General features: G+C 64.8%; 13 protein-coding genes. All 13 read left to right on the forward strand.

What is annotated here, in order from left to right:
• Positions 1-10 precede the first annotated feature (10 nt).
• The 13 genes from pstC (at position 11) to JOE66_RS09300 (ending at position 15,732) form a co-directional block, all read left to right on the forward strand.
• Positions 11-1,177: a phosphate ABC transporter permease subunit PstC gene (gene pstC, locus JOE66_RS09240; protein WP_307827132.1), complete on the forward strand. Its 1,167-nt coding sequence runs from the start codon at positions 11-13 to the stop codon at positions 1,175-1,177.
• A gap of 8 nt (positions 1,178-1,185) precedes the next feature.
• A complete protein-coding gene (gene pstA, locus JOE66_RS09245; RefSeq protein ID WP_205108769.1) occupies positions 1,186-2,571 on the forward strand; it encodes a phosphate ABC transporter permease PstA in 1,386 nt (461 codons plus the stop codon).
• Positions 2,568-4,091 (forward strand): phosphate ABC transporter substrate-binding protein PstS, encoded by a 1,524-nt coding sequence (gene pstS, locus JOE66_RS09250; RefSeq protein ID WP_307827134.1) that lies wholly within the window; start codon positions 2,568-2,570, stop codon positions 4,089-4,091. Before pstA ends, pstS begins: the two co-directional genes overlap by 4 nt.
• Before the next feature lie 205 nt (positions 4,092-4,296).
• Positions 4,297-6,918 (forward strand): hypothetical protein, encoded by a 2,622-nt coding sequence (locus tag JOE66_RS09255; RefSeq protein WP_205108771.1) that lies wholly within the window; start codon positions 4,297-4,299, stop codon positions 6,916-6,918.
• Positions 6,919-7,032: 114 nt separating this feature from the next.
• A complete protein-coding gene (locus tag JOE66_RS09260; protein WP_205108773.1) occupies positions 7,033-8,148 on the forward strand; it encodes a hypothetical protein in 1,116 nt (371 codons plus the stop codon).
• Between the two features lie 37 nt (positions 8,149-8,185).
• The gene (locus JOE66_RS09265) at positions 8,186-9,271 is read left to right on the forward strand and encodes a hypothetical protein (protein ID WP_205108775.1); all 1,086 of its coding nucleotides are present in this window, start codon (positions 8,186-8,188) and stop codon (positions 9,269-9,271) included.
• A gap of 147 nt (positions 9,272-9,418) precedes the next feature.
• Positions 9,419-10,561: a WxL protein peptidoglycan domain-containing protein gene (locus JOE66_RS09270; RefSeq protein ID WP_205108777.1), complete on the forward strand. Its 1,143-nt coding sequence runs from the start codon at positions 9,419-9,421 to the stop codon at positions 10,559-10,561.
• Positions 10,562-10,616: 55 nt separating this feature from the next.
• Entirely contained in the window at positions 10,617-11,336 is a 720-nt protein-coding gene (locus JOE66_RS09275; protein WP_205108779.1) for a hypothetical protein, read from the forward strand.
• Positions 11,333-12,334: a sortase gene (locus JOE66_RS09280; protein WP_239518266.1), complete on the forward strand. Its 1,002-nt coding sequence runs from the start codon at positions 11,333-11,335 to the stop codon at positions 12,332-12,334. The genes JOE66_RS09275 and JOE66_RS09280 overlap by 4 nt, the downstream gene beginning before the upstream one ends.
• A gap of 535 nt (positions 12,335-12,869) precedes the next feature.
• A complete protein-coding gene (locus tag JOE66_RS09285; RefSeq protein ID WP_307827291.1) occupies positions 12,870-13,619 on the forward strand; it encodes a phosphate ABC transporter ATP-binding protein in 750 nt (249 codons plus the stop codon).
• Between the two features lie 35 nt (positions 13,620-13,654).
• Positions 13,655-14,569 (forward strand): metalloregulator ArsR/SmtB family transcription factor, encoded by a 915-nt coding sequence (locus JOE66_RS09290; RefSeq protein ID WP_205108781.1) that lies wholly within the window; start codon positions 13,655-13,657, stop codon positions 14,567-14,569.
• 72 nt (positions 14,570-14,641) lie between these two features.
• Positions 14,642-15,052 (forward strand): arsenate reductase ArsC, encoded by a 411-nt coding sequence (locus tag JOE66_RS09295; RefSeq protein ID WP_205108783.1) that lies wholly within the window; start codon positions 14,642-14,644, stop codon positions 15,050-15,052.
• 5 nt (positions 15,053-15,057) lie between these two features.
• Positions 15,058-15,732: an arsenate reductase ArsC gene (locus JOE66_RS09300; protein ID WP_205108785.1), complete on the forward strand. Its 675-nt coding sequence runs from the start codon at positions 15,058-15,060 to the stop codon at positions 15,730-15,732.
• Positions 15,733-15,816 lie beyond the last annotated feature (84 nt).

Genomic DNA, 15,816 nt, shown 5'->3' on the forward strand with positions numbered 1-15,816 from the left:
GAGGTGCACAGTGTCTGAAAAGAAGTTCGACTCGTTGACAGACGTGCACAGCATGCTCACCGACAAGACCAGCGTGAAGACCCCCGTCGAGCGGGTGTTCGCCGACGAAGTCGGCCCCGACCCGTCAGCGCTGCGGCCACCGCTTCCCCCTGACTCAGACGACGCACCCACCCATGTGAACCCCGACCCGATCAACATGATCGGCGTTCACAAGCGGTCGCTGAAGTCACGCCCGTCACGCTCGGACTCGATCTTCAAAGGCGTCTCGTTCACCGCCGGCGCAACCACGGTCGGCATCATGCTCGCCGTCGGCCTCTTTCTCACCCTGCGCGCCAGCGACGCCCTGCAGGTGCAGGGCATCAACTTTCTGCTCGAACAACAGTGGTCGCCCGACACCCACCAGTTCGGCATCGCCGCCGTGATCTTCGGTACCTTCACCATCGCCATCATCGCCATGTGCGTCGGTGTGCCGCTGGCCGTCGGCACAGCACTGCTGCTCTCCGAGGTCGTGCGCGGCGGGCTGCGCTCCTTTCTCGTGTCGCTCGTCGACCTCATGGCCGCCGTTCCCAGCGTGGTCTTCGGCCTCTGGGGTCTCTTCTTTCTGCAATCGGCGGTCATCCCGGTATCGAAGTGGATCTCGACCTACTTCGCCTGGATCCCCGTCTTCGCCGTGACCGACCCCTCCAGCGGCCAGACCCTCACCGAGGCGAGCGCTTTCACCTCCTCGGCCTTCATCGCCGGAATCGTCGTCGGCCTGATGGTCGTACCCACGCAGACCTCCGTCATGCGCGAGGCCTTCTCGCAGGCACCCATCGGCGAGCGCGAAGCAGCCTTCGCCCTGGGCTCCACCCGCTGGGGCATGATCCGCACGGTCGTCATCCCCTTCGGGCGCGGCGGGATGATCGGGGGAGTCATGCTCGGCCTCGGCCGCGCCCTCGGCGAGACCATCGCGGTGTATCTGATCATCTCGCCGATCTTCTCGATCAACTGGCAAGTGCTGAAGACCGGCACCAACTCGGTCTCGGCCCTGATCGCGCTGCGCTACGGCGAAGCGACCCAGTTCGGGCTCTCCGCCCTCATGGCCGCAGGGTTGGTGCTCTTTCTCATCACCCTGGTCATCAATTTCACCGCATCGTCGATCGTGGCCCGTTCACGCTCCGGCGCTGAGACGAGCTAGGCGCGCACATGACCACCATCACCACGTTCGAGAAGCCCGTTTCGGGCGACCCCGACGACGACGGTTTCGGCGAGGGTACCCAGCACGACGAAGACCTCGATTCAGGGCCCCGCCTGACCTTCATACCTCCCCACGTGCACGAGGGAGCTCCCACCGAGCCCGCACCGCGCCGCCGCCTGCGCGAGGCGACCCTCGACGAACGTTTCAACATCATCGGCGCACTCGTCGCCGGCCCCACCCTGGCGACACTGCTGTTCGGCTGGTTCACCCCGCTCACCGGCCCCATCGGCTGGGTCGTCGTGGCCTTCATCTCCTTCATCGGCTTCTACATCCTGCTGGTCTCCCTCCGCTCCGACCGCGAAGAAGTCAAAGACCGTGTTCTTACCGTGCTGCTGATCAGCGCCGGTACCGTGCTGTTCAGCGCCCTCGTCTTCGTGGTCATCTTCACAGTGAGCCGCGGACTCGAAGCCCTGCCGCACCTGAACTTCTTCACCCAGACGATGCAGTTCGCCGGCCCGCTCGACGGTCTCGACGTGGGAGGTATCGCCCACGCGATCGTGGGCACGCTCATCCAGATCTCCATCGCCCTGCTGATCACGATTCCGCTCGGTATCACCACCGCCGTGTTCCTCAACGAGATCGGCGGCAAGTTCGCGCGATTCGTGCGAACTATCTCCGACGCGATGACAGCTCTGCCGTCGATCGTGGCCGGCCTCTTCGTGTACGCCGCCGTCATCCAGCTCTTCACCCACCAGCGCTCGGGGTTCGCTGCGGCAATCGCCATCGCGGTGATGATGCTGCCGATCATCATCCGCGCCTCCGATGTCGTGCTCCGACTCGTGCCAGGCAACTTGCGCGAGGCCGCATACGCTCTGGGCTCGACCCGATGGCGCACCGTCTGGGAGGTCGTGCTGCCGACGGCTCGTTCGGGCCTCGTCACCGCGGTCATCCTGGGCACTGCACGCGGTATCGGCGAGACCTCGCCCGTGCTGCTCACCTCGGGCATCACGGCCGTGATGAACCTCAACCCCTTCGAGGGCCCGATGATCTCGCTGCCATTGCAGGTGTTCGACTTCGTCAAGTCGCCCCAGCCCACCATGATCGCGCGAGGGTTCGGCACGGCGGCCGTGCTGATCTCGCTCGTTCTTCTGCTGTTCATCGTTGCGCGCCTCATCGGTGGCAAGGGCCCAGGGCAGCTCTCCGACGGCCAGCGCCGCCGGGTCGCCCAGCAGTCAGCGGATGACCTGCAGCGCATCACCGTCATGAAGTACGCCCTCGCCCAGAGTGTCGAGGCCACACAGACCGCAGCCCCTGCGCCCCCGAGCTCCGCACCTCCCACACAAGCACCCACGACCCACGTGACCACGAACAACAGCGAGGAGACGTCTCAGTGACGCCGCGCATCCGATTCCTTCGTTTCTTCACCGCGGCTTCGGCCTTCGCGGTTCTGCTCGTCAGCGCTGTTGGTGGTGTGACGACGCAGAGCGCCTCGGCCGACACCTACGTGCCCATCTCGGGCAGTGGTTCGACGTGGTCGTCGAACGCGCTCGACCAGTGGCGCAAGGACTTCGCCTCGAACTTCGGCGTCACGGTCAACTACTCGGCGTCGGGTTCGTCTGCTGGGCGAACAGACTTCATCAACGGCTCTGTCGACTTCGCGGTGAGTGAGATTCCGTTCCAGACCGCGCCGGTCGACGGTTCGGCTCCGGAGAACGCCACAGATTACGCCTACATGCCCATCGTGGCCGGTGGCACGTCGTTCATGTACAACCTCAACATCGGTGGCAAGCGCGTCACCGACCTGCAGCTCGACGGCGACACCATCACCAAGATGTTCACCGGCAAGATCACCAATTGGAACGACCCCGCCATCCAGGCGACGAACCCCAGCCTGGCGATGCCGAACAAGCCGATCGTGCCGGTCGTGCGCTCCGACGGCTCGGGGTCGACCGCGCAGTTCACCCTGTGGATGGCGAAGCAGCATTCCGATGTGTGGTGCCCCTTCGTCAACGAAGCACCGGGCGACAGCTGTGGGCTCACCTCGCAGTACCCCAACGCGAGCTTTGCGAAGTTCCAGAGCGGGTCGCTCGGTGTGGCCGGGTACGTGAGCCAGGGCTACGGCGAAGGCGCGATCACGTACGTCGAGTACTCGTATGCGCTCAACTCAAAGTTCCCGGTTGCGAAAGTGCTGAATACGGCAGGAAACTACGCCGAGCCGACGGCCTCCGCTGTCGCGATCGCGCTCGGCAAGGCGAAGATCAACGCCGACCTCACACAGGACCTCAGCGAGGTGTACACCAACCCCGACACGGCGGCGTATCCGCTTTCGAGCTACTCGTACATGATCATCCCGACGGTGGCGAAGGGTATCTTCACCACAGACAAGGGAAAGACTCTCGCGGCCTTCGTGACGTATGTGCTCTGCAATGGGCAACAACAGGCGGCCGCCCTCGGCTATTCGCCGCTGCCCGCAAACCTCGTCTCCGCCGCCTCCGAACAGGTGAAACGCATTCCGGGAGGCCCGGCTGCCGGAATCGACTGTTCCAAGGTCAAGGGCGGCTCTGCTGGCGTCACGGTCACACCAGACCCGACAACCAGTGCGGCCGCAACAACGGCCGGTGCTGGCGGTGCAGCCAGCACCGGCGCCTCAACAACCGACGGCTCCACTGGTGCGGCGACCACGGATTCCGCTGCCGCCGCAGCAGCGTCGAACACCGCCGTCTACGACGCCAACGGTGCCATCGTCAGCGGTTCCTCAGGGGTCGGGGCTGCAGTTGCTGCGTCAAAACCCCTCGTGCTCGACGACAGCGCGTTCGGCTCCCAACAGATCGTGATGATCGTGGCCGGCATTCTGCTGGTGCTCGCGATCGTTCTGCCGCCGTTCCTTTCTCGTCGCCTGAAACGGAGCAAATAGCCCAGCCGCACCACCCCGATCACACCCCTGAAGCGCGCTCGGTCTGGGGTGTCTCCGCTGCGCCATTCTGCCCCGAAGCGCCCGCCCCATTGTGAAATCTCCGAAGCAGTACTCGTTATCACGTCGTTCATCTGGGCGACACTCTCCGCCCCTACTTTTGTGCCGTTCCTCTTCGAAACCGCTGGTTTCCAGCTTGGAGTTTGCCTTGTCTTCAGCACCCCGTCACCGCCTGTCGCGGCGCCGAACCCTCGTTCACTCGGGGCTCTCGGGCATCATCGGCGGCCTCGCCGTCGGGGCGATCGTGACGCTGGGCGGGGTCGTGATTCCGGCGACATCGGCGCAGGCGGCTGTCTCGAGCGCTGTGACGGTGTCGGTCGCTGACCAGGACCCTGACAAGGCCAACGCGCCCCTCCCCGACCTCAAGGTGACCGTCTCGCAGACGAAGGACTTGCAGGCCCAGGGCATCAAGGTGAGCTGGACGGGCGGAAAACCCTCGACCCCACCCAGTTCGACGTCGCCTGGTGGCACGAGTGGCGGTGGAGACTACTTGCAGATCATGCAGTGTTGGGGAAACGACCCTCTCGACGCCTCGCAGCCCGACAGGACAACGTGCCAGTACGGCAGCTTCATCACCACTGGCGCAAGCCGATTCTCGAACATCGGAACCGGTGATCCGGTCGCGGATCAAGACAAGTCGTATACGGTGCCGGCGACTGAAACCAGTACGGGCTTGACGTCGATACCGTTCAAACCCTATCCGGGCGACGATGCCACCAAGACTGTAGCGCTGGTCGCAGACAGTAAGTTTGTGCCCAACGCCACTGACCCTGCAAACAACCAGTACTTCACCAAGCTGACGACGAATGAAGTCAGCTGGGCAGGCTCAGGCCCCAACGGCGACGGATCTGTGAAATTCGAGATCCAGACAGCCACGCAAGCTGCTGGCTTGGGCTGTGGCACGCCTGTGACGACTGCCAATGTCGTCTCTGGAACCCCGTGCTGGCTTGTGATCCTCCCTCGGGGTGAAACCGATCCTGGATACTCGTACTCGGGCACGAAGCAATCGGGTCTCGATTACAACGTGTGGAAACACAAACTGGCTGTGAAGCTCGACTTCCAGCCGGTTGGGCTCCGGTGCACCCTCGGTGCTGCGATCAGGCAGCTTGCTGGCAGCCAGCTGATCGAAGGTGCCGTACGCTCCTGGCAGCCGCAGCTCTGCACCGCCCCCGGCGGAGCAACGTATGCGCTCATCGGCCAGCCCGAATCCGACGCGGCAACGGCTGCCAACAGCACAGACCCTCAGCCACTCGCGCTGACCTCGAGCGCGCTCCAAACCGACGGAACAGACTCACTGACGTACGCACCAGTCGCACTGACTGGCGCCACAATCGCCTTCGCTTTAGATAGGACCGTGAAGTCGACCTGCCCGGCTGTCTCTGCCGATGATTTGAAAACGTACACGTCACAGAACCATCTGCCATTCACAGAACTGAAGCTGACACCACGGCTGGTTGCAAAGCTTCTGAGTTACTCCTACTGGGAATCCCTGCCCAACTTCGCCGATAAGTCCGAGGTCGGCTACAAGAGCCCATCTGAACCGGGCCCGAATGCCAGAAACATCACCTGGGACAAGGAGTTCATTGAGATCAATGGCCCAGAGTGGGGTTGCCAAGCCATCGCCGATCCTGCAGTTGCAGACATGCTCGAGCCGCTCGGCCACTCCGACGCAGCATCGGCGATGTGGAAGTACGTCATGAGCGACAAAGACGCGGTTGACTTCCTGAACGGCGTGCCAGATCCCTGGGGCATGAAAGTCAATCCCTGGTCTTCCACCAATCCCGACATCAATCCGACGCACTCGGGGCTCGTCCTCCCCACAGATAGCTTTCCCAAGCCCAGCCCCATTGAGCGAGCGGCCACAGCAAACGACCCTGCAATCAACCTGGTGACGTGGCGCCCGTATACAAACAGCTTCGACGCGGGTGGAATCGCAGTTCTGCGAGGCGATGGGCAGGACTACGGGAGCTCTGACCCTGGTCCGCCTGTGAAGTACACCAAAGCTGCGCGAAACATTCCTGGATATCAGAAAGTCATGGGTATCACGAGCACCGCTTCCGCCTCGAAGTACCAGCTGTTCACCGCGGCTCTACGAAACCCTGCCGGCAAGTACGTCACAGCGACGACAGATTCGCTGGCCGCCGCCGCTGCCGCGATGACGCCAGACACGAAACAGCCCCAAGTAGTGGGTTTCGACCCCACCTCTGTATCTGCCAAAACCGCCGAGGCTGCATACCCGCTCACGATGCCCGTCTACGCAGCAGTCAACCCGGCGATGAAGGATCCTGCAGCCACCGATCCGACCTCGATCCGCAAGGACTATGCCGCGTTCATCCGCTACGCAGTGGGTGCCGGCCAGGCACCGGGCACGGCATTGGGCCAGCTGCCCGATGGTTACGCCCCGATCCCCGATGCGTGGGAGACGCAGGCACTGGCCGCGGCGACGACAATCGGTGGGGCACTTCCCACCACGGCGACGCCGACTCCCAGCCCATCCGCTTCGTCTGCCGCACAGGCCACAACGAAACCCCTGCAGAGCTCGTCGGCCGGCACCTCCTCGTCGCAGGTCGCGTCCGTCGCTGCCCAGCCGGTCGCGACTCCCACAGACCCAGCCCCCACAGGCGCTGCGGCCGCCCCACTTCTCGGCGACCCGACCCCTGCAGACCCCACGTCGGGAGCACTCCCCGCAGCCCTGCCAGCGAGCATCATCGCCGGCCTCGGGTTCGCGTTGGCTGTTCCCTTCGTCTCCCGCATCAGGAGAAGACGATGATGCCCCACATTCTTGGCACCCGTGAACGACGGCAACGATTGACGCCGTTCGCACCAAGTCGATGCGACTGCGCTTGCCGTTGCACGGTAAACCCTCCCGAAAGGAATCCCCACAGTGAAGATCAATAAGGTTGTTGCAGTTGCAGCAGCTCTGGGCGTCGCCGTTGCCGGCATCGCTTTCTCCGCTCCCGCCGCTTACGCGGAGCCTGTCTCCAACAGCTACGTGCTGGTCGGTTCCGACACCCTTCAGGATGCAGTCAACGCTCTGGCCAACGGTACCTCGATCAGTGGCGCGAGTGTTCGCGTCACCGCTTCGGGTTCCTCGATCGGTTCGTACGACGCTTTCGGTTCAACTTCCATCCAGGTCAAGCCTGCTGGCCCGACCTTCGGCCGCCCCTCGGGTTCGGGCGACGGAGTCAAGGCTCTGAGCCGCTCCATCGATGGCGCCAACTGGGTCAAGAACGGTCTCACCAAGTCCATCACGGGCCAGGTCGACCTTGCTCGTTCATCAAGCGGCCCCTCGGCCAACCCGACCGGCCCGCTTCTCTACACCCCGTTCTCGCGTGACGCCGTTTCGTATGCATACAAGTTCGGCGCCGGCGTCACCTCTGCTGCGGGCATCGACACCCTGAGCTCTGCTGACCTGACCTCGCTCTACAACGGCACGCTCACCTCCGTCGGTGGCGTCACCGTTGTTCCCCGTCTTCCCCAGGATGGTTCGGGAACCCGCAAGTTCTGGGTCGGCGCACTCGGCGTCGGCAACTCACCTGCTGGTGTTCCGGATGCTGCAACCACCACCCTGCAGGAGAACGACGCTACCCAGCTGACCCCCGCCGCGAACACGATCCAGATCGTTCCCTTCTCGGCTGCCAGCTGGATCGCGCAGTCCAACGGCGCCACGGGCACCAACACCATCGCCGGCTCGGGCGTTTCGCTCGGCGCCATCGGCGGCGTTGTCGCCTTCACCGGTTCGGGCACCGCGCTCGTTCCTGACGCTCCGTTCTACGCCAACACCACGTTCGGCCGCGACACCTACATCGTCGTCGAGTTCGCTCGCGTCGACCCGACCAGCGCCACGTACGACGCTGGCCTGGCTTCGCTCGTCAACACCTCGGCTGCAAAGAGCCTCACCAACTTCGGCACGAGCCCGGCAACTGCCGGTGCCGTAAAGAAGAAGTTCGGCTTCCTCGCACCGTCGACCACCAACACCCAGCGTGCCAACCTCTCCTAGTTTCCCTTCCTCTCCACACACCTCTGAAAGGCTAGAAATGATCAAGAAGAATGCCATTCGTTTGGCATCAGTCGGCATCATCGCCGGCGCGCTCATCGGCGCGACGTCGCTGACTGCCCAGGCAGCACCCGGCGTGCCGCCCGCACCCGTCGGCTCGACCGGTGCGTACTACCTCGTCGACTCCGGCACCGGCGAACCCGTGCTCGCAGGCACCGTGCTCAACTACAACACCGACGTTTCTGGTTCACCGGTCGTCGGCGCTGCGAACGACTTCGCGAACTACTTCACCGGACCGGCAGACGCCACCGGCGTCAAGGTGTTCGTCGCCGCTGTCGGTACCGAGCGCAACACGAACACGTACTCCTCGTGGGCTCCGAGCGCGTTCGCTGACCCTGTCGCCAAGACCGTCCTGCTCCCCGCAGGCGAGCTCGACGCCATGATCAACGGCCTTCCCGGCCAGGCGTCCGTCAAGGCTGCTGGTGGTAACTACAGCCTCGGCGTTGCGTTCACCAAGGACAACGGCGTGAACATCGCGTCGGGTGCTGTGTACTACACGACCATCAGCATCGAAGCCGGCACCGGCCTCTGGACCCCGTACGTCACGGGCGTCGTCACCCCGCCGCCGCCCGCCAGCGGTACCTTCGACCAGAACTTGTCGGCTACCACCATTGCCGCACAGGATGGCACCCTGAACCTGGTCGCCCCGGCCAGCTCCACCACCACACTTGGTGCAGCGACCCTGGTCAACCAGCTCTCGACCTCGACCGGTGACCTCGGTAAGTTCACCGTTCAGGACACGCGCGTCGTCACTGCCAAGGGTTGGGACCTGACCACTTCGGTCACGAACTTCACCAACACGGCTGACAGCACCAAGACGATCGACAAAAAGCAGCTCGGTGTCGCGGCCAAGGCCGCAGCCGGCACCACGCTTCCTGCCGGTGTCACCCTCGCAGCAGCCCAGGTCGCCGGCTCCGCCGTCAACCCGGCGCCGTTCGCAAGCGCTGCCGCAGGCACCGCGATCGCCGCAACCGACCTCGACGCTGGACTGACGCTTGTCGCTCCCGCCAACACGCCGGCTGGTACCTACACCGCGAAGCTCACCGTCACGCTGGCTTCGAAGTAACATCCGCTCCACAGCACTGAACCAGGGGAGGGGTCGCGCAAGCGGCCCCTCCTTTTGGGGTGACAGCAGAACCGTTCGGCGCCCCTTGTTCACCTCCGGTTCAGCTTCCCGACCGACTCCCGCCAACTGAGTTTGGATAAATGTACTGTGCCCGATATCACAGCCCTGCCCTCACTGCTCAAACGCCTTCTCGCATTCGCCATTGCTGCCCTTTTCCTCGCCGGACTGATGGTCTCGTTCCAATCGGCAAGCAGCGCGCGGGCCGACGACACCGCCGGAATCTCCGGTGCACCCTCTGACGGCAAGTCGACAGACGATCGGTCGCGATTCAGCTATCAACTCGCGCCTGGCCAGCACATCGACGACTTCTACCAGGTCAAGAACACCGGTACCGTTCCCCAGACCATGAAGGTCTTCGCGACTGACGCCTACAACACCGACGACGGTTCGTATGGCCTGCTCGACACCGATGCGACCCCCACCGACGCAGGCAACTGGGTGTCGTTCGCGAACGGGGCAAAGCAACTCTCCATCCCGCTCGACCCGGGAGCCACCCAGATCGTGCCCTTCACCCTGGATGTGCCGGCCGACGCCTCGCCCGGCGACCACGCAGCAGGAATCGTCATCTCTGTACTCACGCCCGACGGCCAGGTTCTCGTTGATCGCCGCGTAGCCACACGCCTCTACGCCCGCGTCGAGGGCGCCCTCCAGGCAGCCCTCACCATCAGCAGCATCGCCGCGACCTACGACCAGCAGTTCAATCCGTTTGATGGTTCAGCGACCGTCACCTACACCGTGAAGAACAACGGAAACGTGGCGCTCGGCGCGAACACCGTCGTCGGAGTCAACACGTACCTGGGCATTGCTGCGGCGGGCCAGGTGCGTACGGAACTCAAGGAGATGCTCCCCGGCAGCACAAGAACCGTCTCGGTCACCGTCCCCGGTGTCGCCCAGCTCGGCTACCTCAACCCGTACATCAGCCTCGCCCCGACGATCGACCCCGAAGCGCTGAACCCGGGCCCGCTGACCACGGTGAACCGCGACACCGTACTCATCGCCATGCCGTGGTGGCTCGTGATCATCCTCATCATCGTGCTGATCGTTTGGCTGGTCCTGCGCATTCGCCGCAAGCGCGACGAGAAGAACGCCATCGCCTGGGCCGCCTACACCGAGGCAGAAGCTCGCCGCCGCGCGACAGAAGAACTCGTCGCCGCCGGCGCATCATCCACCGCCGCAACATCCGGGGCCGCATCCATAAACGAGGCGCCAGCGCCCGACTCCTCCCGGTAACACGGTGAAATCGAGAAGGCGAGCGATAGCAGCCCGGGTGGCGGTGACCCTTGCGATGGCTACCGTCGCCACCGCGGTATTCGGTACGAGCGCGGCGATGGCCGATGACAGCTCCGGGGGAGTGGGCATCACCGTGACCGTGGCGGGTTCACCCACGAGTTCGGCCGTGACATCCACAAACCCCGCGGGCACCAAAGCCTCACCGTCGAAATCGAACACGGGTTCCGGTTCGTCAACCGTCGTCACACCGACCACTCCTTCGACGAACAAGCCCGTCGCGGCCCCGGGTGAATTCGATCTGGGCGGCCTCATCTTTCTCAGCGGCGTGACCTCCGACTACGCCTGGAGCATCAATCCACTCGCCGGCGAATCGCACGCGCAGATCACGGTGCACAACGTCTCCACAGAGACCATCGACTCGACCGCCGATTTCGTGATCGTCGGCCCGTTCGGCAACGAGATCAGCCGAGTGGATGCTGTACCCATCGCCGCCCTGAAACCCGACGAGTCTCGCACCGTCGACGCGACCTTCACTGGCCTCGGGCAGTGGACGTTCCACACCACCCACGTCACCTTCGTTCCGCCGCCTGTCGTGCAGGGCACTGAGCTGACGCCCGTCACCCGCGATGGATTCATGTTCGTGCTGCCGTGGTTCCTTCTCGTTCTGCTGATTCTCGCCATCGGCACGTATTCGGTGGTGCGGATCATCCGTGAGGCCGAATTCGAAGGCGCAGTCGTCGCCAGTTCGCCGAGCCTCGGGGAGGGCGTCGCATGACCGCCACCATCGAAGCGCCTCTCGGCGGCACACCGGCCGGCCCGACTCCACCCCGCCCACCGAGACCTCCGAAACCGCCGAAGGTCCCCAAAGCGGCACGGCCACCGCGACCGCCGCGCCGCCCGCCGGCCTCAGCGATGCCCGTCATTCCTCTCGGGCCGGCTCAGACGATCATCCGGGGCGTGCTTCTGCTCGTCGCCGTCATGCTGTTCGCCTTCGCGGCGAACCTCATGATCCTCAGCCACGTGCAGCACGCGGTGGCCCAGCAGCAGCAGTCGAACGAGCTGCGCGTCGAGCTCGCCGCAGGCACCACACCCGTGAGCGAGGCAACCTTCGACGACAAGCTCGTGGCTGACGGCGCACCGCTCGGCATCATCGACATCCCGTCGATCGGCGTGCACGAGGTCATCTCCGAAGGCACGTCGGCAGACATTCTGAAGAACGGCCCGGGTCACCGGCGGGATTCTGTTCTGCCCGGCCAGGCCGGAATCAGCACCGTCATGGGCCGCGCTGCTGCGTACGGCGGGCCGTTCTCGCGCATCCAGGAGCTCGCCCCAGGCGACCGCTTCACCGTGCTCACCGGCCAGGGCACGCAGACCTTCTCGGTGATCGGTGTGCGCTATGCCGGCGACCCGGTTCCCACCTTCCAGGGCGGCACCAGCCGGCTGACAATGATCACCGCCCGAGGTCCCGCGTACATTCCGAACGCGATCGCCTACGTCGATTCCGCACTCGCCTCCGAAGTGCAGCCGGCTGGCAAACGCCAGACGACCTACCTCGCCCTGCCGGCCACCCAGCAGGCCATGGCGACCGACACCTCGACCGTGTGGGCGCTCGTCTTCGCCCTGCAGTTCCTGCTGGCGGTCGAGATCGCCGCCGTCTGGGCGTACCGCAAGATCGGCCCGCAGAAGACCTGGGTCGTGTTCCTCCCGCTCTCCGTGCTCGCCGCGCTCTATGTGGCGAACCAGATGACCCTGCTGTTGCCCAACCTGCTGTGAGCCGGTCACAGCACTGGCAGACCCTGATGGATGCTGCACCCCACCCCTTCGCAAGAACCCGTTCGTGCCAGAGAAATGATTCGCCATGACTGACGCCACCGCCACGCCCCCCGAAGTGCCCGCAGAACCGCCTGTTGAACTGCCCGTTGAAGGTCCCTCCACGGCATCCATCGTGCCGGCATCCGCCCCGGTGGCTACCGACGCTGACAAGACGGAAGTGCTCCCCGCCCAGAAGCGCCGCGACAAACGCGTCTTCTCCTCGACGGTCAAGGCGCCCAAACCGCCGAAGGCCCCCCGAGAGCCGAAGCCGCCCAAACCGCCCAAGGGTGCGGCTCCCTACGTGCGGGTCGGTACCCCGGGAGCGCGCGACTGGACCCCGCCTGCCGGAAGCCCGGCCGCGTGGGTGCCCCCGGCATCCGGCGGTCTCACGCCACTGCCCGGCACGGCCCCCGGCTACGCCGCCGGCACAGTCAGGGGCCAGGCCACCACAGCCGTTCTCGAGCGCCCACCCCTCGCCGCCCTCGAAGCCAAGAACATCTCAGCGTGGTTCGGCGACCACCAGGTGCTCGACCGCGTCTCGCTGACGATGCCCGCCGGTGTGATCACCTCGCTCATCGGCCCATCGGGCTGCGGCAAGTCGACCTTCCTGCGCATCCTGAACCGCATGCACGAGCTCGTGCCCTCCGCGAGCCTGGCCGGCGAGGTGCTCATCGACCACGAAGACATCTACAGCGCCGACCGCAAGCTCGTCGACGCCCGCAAGAGCATCGGCATGGTCTTCCAGAAGCCGAACCCGTTCCCGGCGATGTCGATCTACGACAACGTCATCGCCGGCCTGCGACTTACCGGCACCCAGGTCGGCCGCGCCGAACGCGACTTCCTCGTCGAGAGCTGCCTCACCAAGGCCGGCCTCTGGAAGGAGGTGCGCGACCGCCTCCGCGCACCGGGCGGCGGCCTCTCGGGTGGCCAGCAGCAACGCCTCTGCATCGCCCGCTCGCTCGCCGTCACCCCTCGGGTTCTCCTCATGGACGAGCCGTGTTCCGCCCTCGACCCGACCTCGACTCGCGTCATCGAAGAGACCATGCTCGAGCTCGTGAACGACGTCACCATCGTCATCGTCACGCACAACATGCAGCAGGCCCAGCGTGTCTCCACCCAGTGCGCGTTCTTCCTCGCATCGCAGGGCAAGCCCGGCGGCATCGTCGAATACGGCGACACCGAGGCGATGTTCTCCAAGCCCATCGACTCACGCACCTACGACTACGTGAACGGTGTCTTCGGCTAAGCGCGCACCGTGCTCACTCTCATAGACTGTGGTCTATGGATGACCTGCGAGCCCCCAGCGACCTGAAACTCCTCGCCAACCCCACGCGGGCCCGCATCATGCAGCTCATCCTCAACAGCCCCGACGGTCGGCGGCGGGTCGGCGAGCTGGCCACCGAGCTCCAGTTGCGCCAGCCCACGGTCAGTCACCACGTCAAGGCGCTGATGGACCAGGATCTGCTCGAGCGTCACCCCGACGGTCGTCGCGTCTGGTACTCGCTCGCCGAGCACCAACGCGACCGGGTCGATGCCTTGTTGCCGGGGGAGCCAGATCGTGCCATCGAGCCCGAGGTGCTCGAACGGATCTCGGCCGACCTCGCCCTCCGATTCTCTGGCACGTTCTCGCGCGAGACGGTCAATCGCTACGTCGCCGAGAGTTTCACCTTGCTGTCCACGACGTCGCAGCTCACCAGCCACGTGGCATCAATCACCTCGACATTCACAGTCGACCGACTCTCCGCCCTCGCCACCCAGACCACGTCGAAATACGACCCGGGGGAGTCACGCCGGGTTCCGGAGGTGCTGTTCGTCTGCGTGCAGAACGCCGGTCGCTCACAACTTGCGGCGGGCATCCTGAGGCATCTCGCAGGAGACCGCGTTCACGTGCGCACCGCGGGATCGGCCCCGGCGAGCGCAATGCGTTCGGTGATCGTCACTGCGCTCGACGAGATCGGCGTTGCCGTCGGGGGTGAATTCCCGAAGCCGCTCACGGACGAAGTAGTACGCGCGGCAGATTTCGTCATCACGATGGGCTGCGGAGACGCATGCCCGGTCTACCCCGGTCGCACGTACCTCGACTGGAGCATCGATGACCCCGACGGCCAGCCCCTGGCTACGGTGCGTGAAATCCGCGGCGACATCGAGGCGCGCGTGCGAGCGCTGCTGGCCAGCCTCGCGGTGAACGATTCATGAACAGGTGATCATCCGGCAGCCAAACGCATAGATAACCATCTATGCTTTGAGAAACGACCGTGAGGAAGCCCTATGTCAGAAAAGCCCGTCGTACTCTTCGTCTGCATCCACAACGCAGGCCGCTCCCAGATGGCCGCCGGCTACATGCGTGCCCTGTCTGGCGGCGCCGTCGAAGTGCGCTCTGGCGGCTCGGAGCCCGGTGACCAGATCAACCCGATCGCCGTGCAGGCCATGGCCGAAGAAGGCATCGACATCTCCGAGGCCGTCCCGCAGTTGATGACGACCGAGCAGGTGCAGGATTCCGACGTCGTCATCACAATGGGCTGCGGCGACGTCTGCCCGATCTTCCCCGGCAAACGTTACGAGGACTGGGAGCTGGTCGACCCCCGCGGCAAGAGCATCGACGACGTTCGCCCCATCCGCGACGACATCAAGGCCCGCATCACCGCGCTCCTCGCCGAGCTCCTGCCCGCGACGGTCTGACTCTTATGGGCACGTTCGACGCCCAGAAGGCCCTTCCCGGGCTGGCGTACCCCGAAGAATACCTGCGCCGGCTTGCCAGCGACCTGTCGGAGAAGTTCGCCGGCATCTTCAACCCCGAAACCGTCGAACGGTACGTGCTCGAGTCGTACACGGCATTGCTTCGCACCTCAACGGTCAGGGCTCACCTCGCGAGCAACACCATTCGTTTCGCGACCGATCGCCTCACCGCCCTGGCGCAGGCGAAGGGCGCGATCGAGAGCCTGGTGCCCGAAGTGCTGTTCGTGTGCGAACAGAACGCCGGTCGCTCACAGATGGCCGCAGCGCTCACCCACGCTCTCTCGGGCGGTCGCGTGCATGTGAGGTCGGCCGGTTCGCTCCCGGCGCACCAGTTGAACCCGACGGTGGTTGCGGCAATGGCCGAGCTCGGCCTCGACCTGAGCACCGAGTTTCCCAAACCGCTCACCGATGATGTCGTGCAGGCCGCAGATATTGTCATCACCATGGGGTGCGGCGACGCCTGCCCGGTCTACCCCGGCACCCGCTACCGCGACTGGGAACTGGCAGACCCAGCCGAGCTTCCGATCGAAGAGGTGCGCATCATCCGGGATCAGATCGTCGTCAATGTTGGCGAAGTTCTGGCAACTCTCGGTATCGATCCCTCTTGGCTCACGAGCGTCTGACACGAATACCGCCACGTCTCATCTGCCGAGTTCACGCCCGGGTGACCGACCTCCGGCCACGATCCCGGGATGAGCGGATCGGCG

This window comes from Subtercola frigoramans (genome assembly GCF_016907385.1).
GTDB lineage: Bacteria > Actinomycetota > Actinomycetes > Actinomycetales > Microbacteriaceae > Subtercola > Subtercola frigoramans.

Coding starts and splice junctions, on each gene's coding strand:
- pstA (WP_205108769.1), top strand. CDS start 1,186: ATGACCACCATCACCACGTTCGAGAAGCCCGTTTCGGGCGACCCCGAC.
- JOE66_RS09265 (WP_205108775.1), top strand. CDS start 8,186: ATGATCAAGAAGAATGCCATTCGTTTGGCATCAGTCGGCATCATCGCC.
- JOE66_RS09275 (WP_205108779.1), top strand. CDS start 10,617: ATGGCTACCGTCGCCACCGCGGTATTCGGTACGAGCGCGGCGATGGCC.
- JOE66_RS09280 (WP_239518266.1), top strand. CDS start 11,333: ATGACCGCCACCATCGAAGCGCCTCTCGGCGGCACACCGGCCGGCCCG.
- JOE66_RS09290 (WP_205108781.1), top strand. CDS start 13,655: ATGGATGACCTGCGAGCCCCCAGCGACCTGAAACTCCTCGCCAACCCC.
- JOE66_RS09295 (WP_205108783.1), top strand. CDS start 14,642: ATGTCAGAAAAGCCCGTCGTACTCTTCGTCTGCATCCACAACGCAGGC.
- JOE66_RS09300 (WP_205108785.1), top strand. CDS start 15,058: ATGGGCACGTTCGACGCCCAGAAGGCCCTTCCCGGGCTGGCGTACCCC.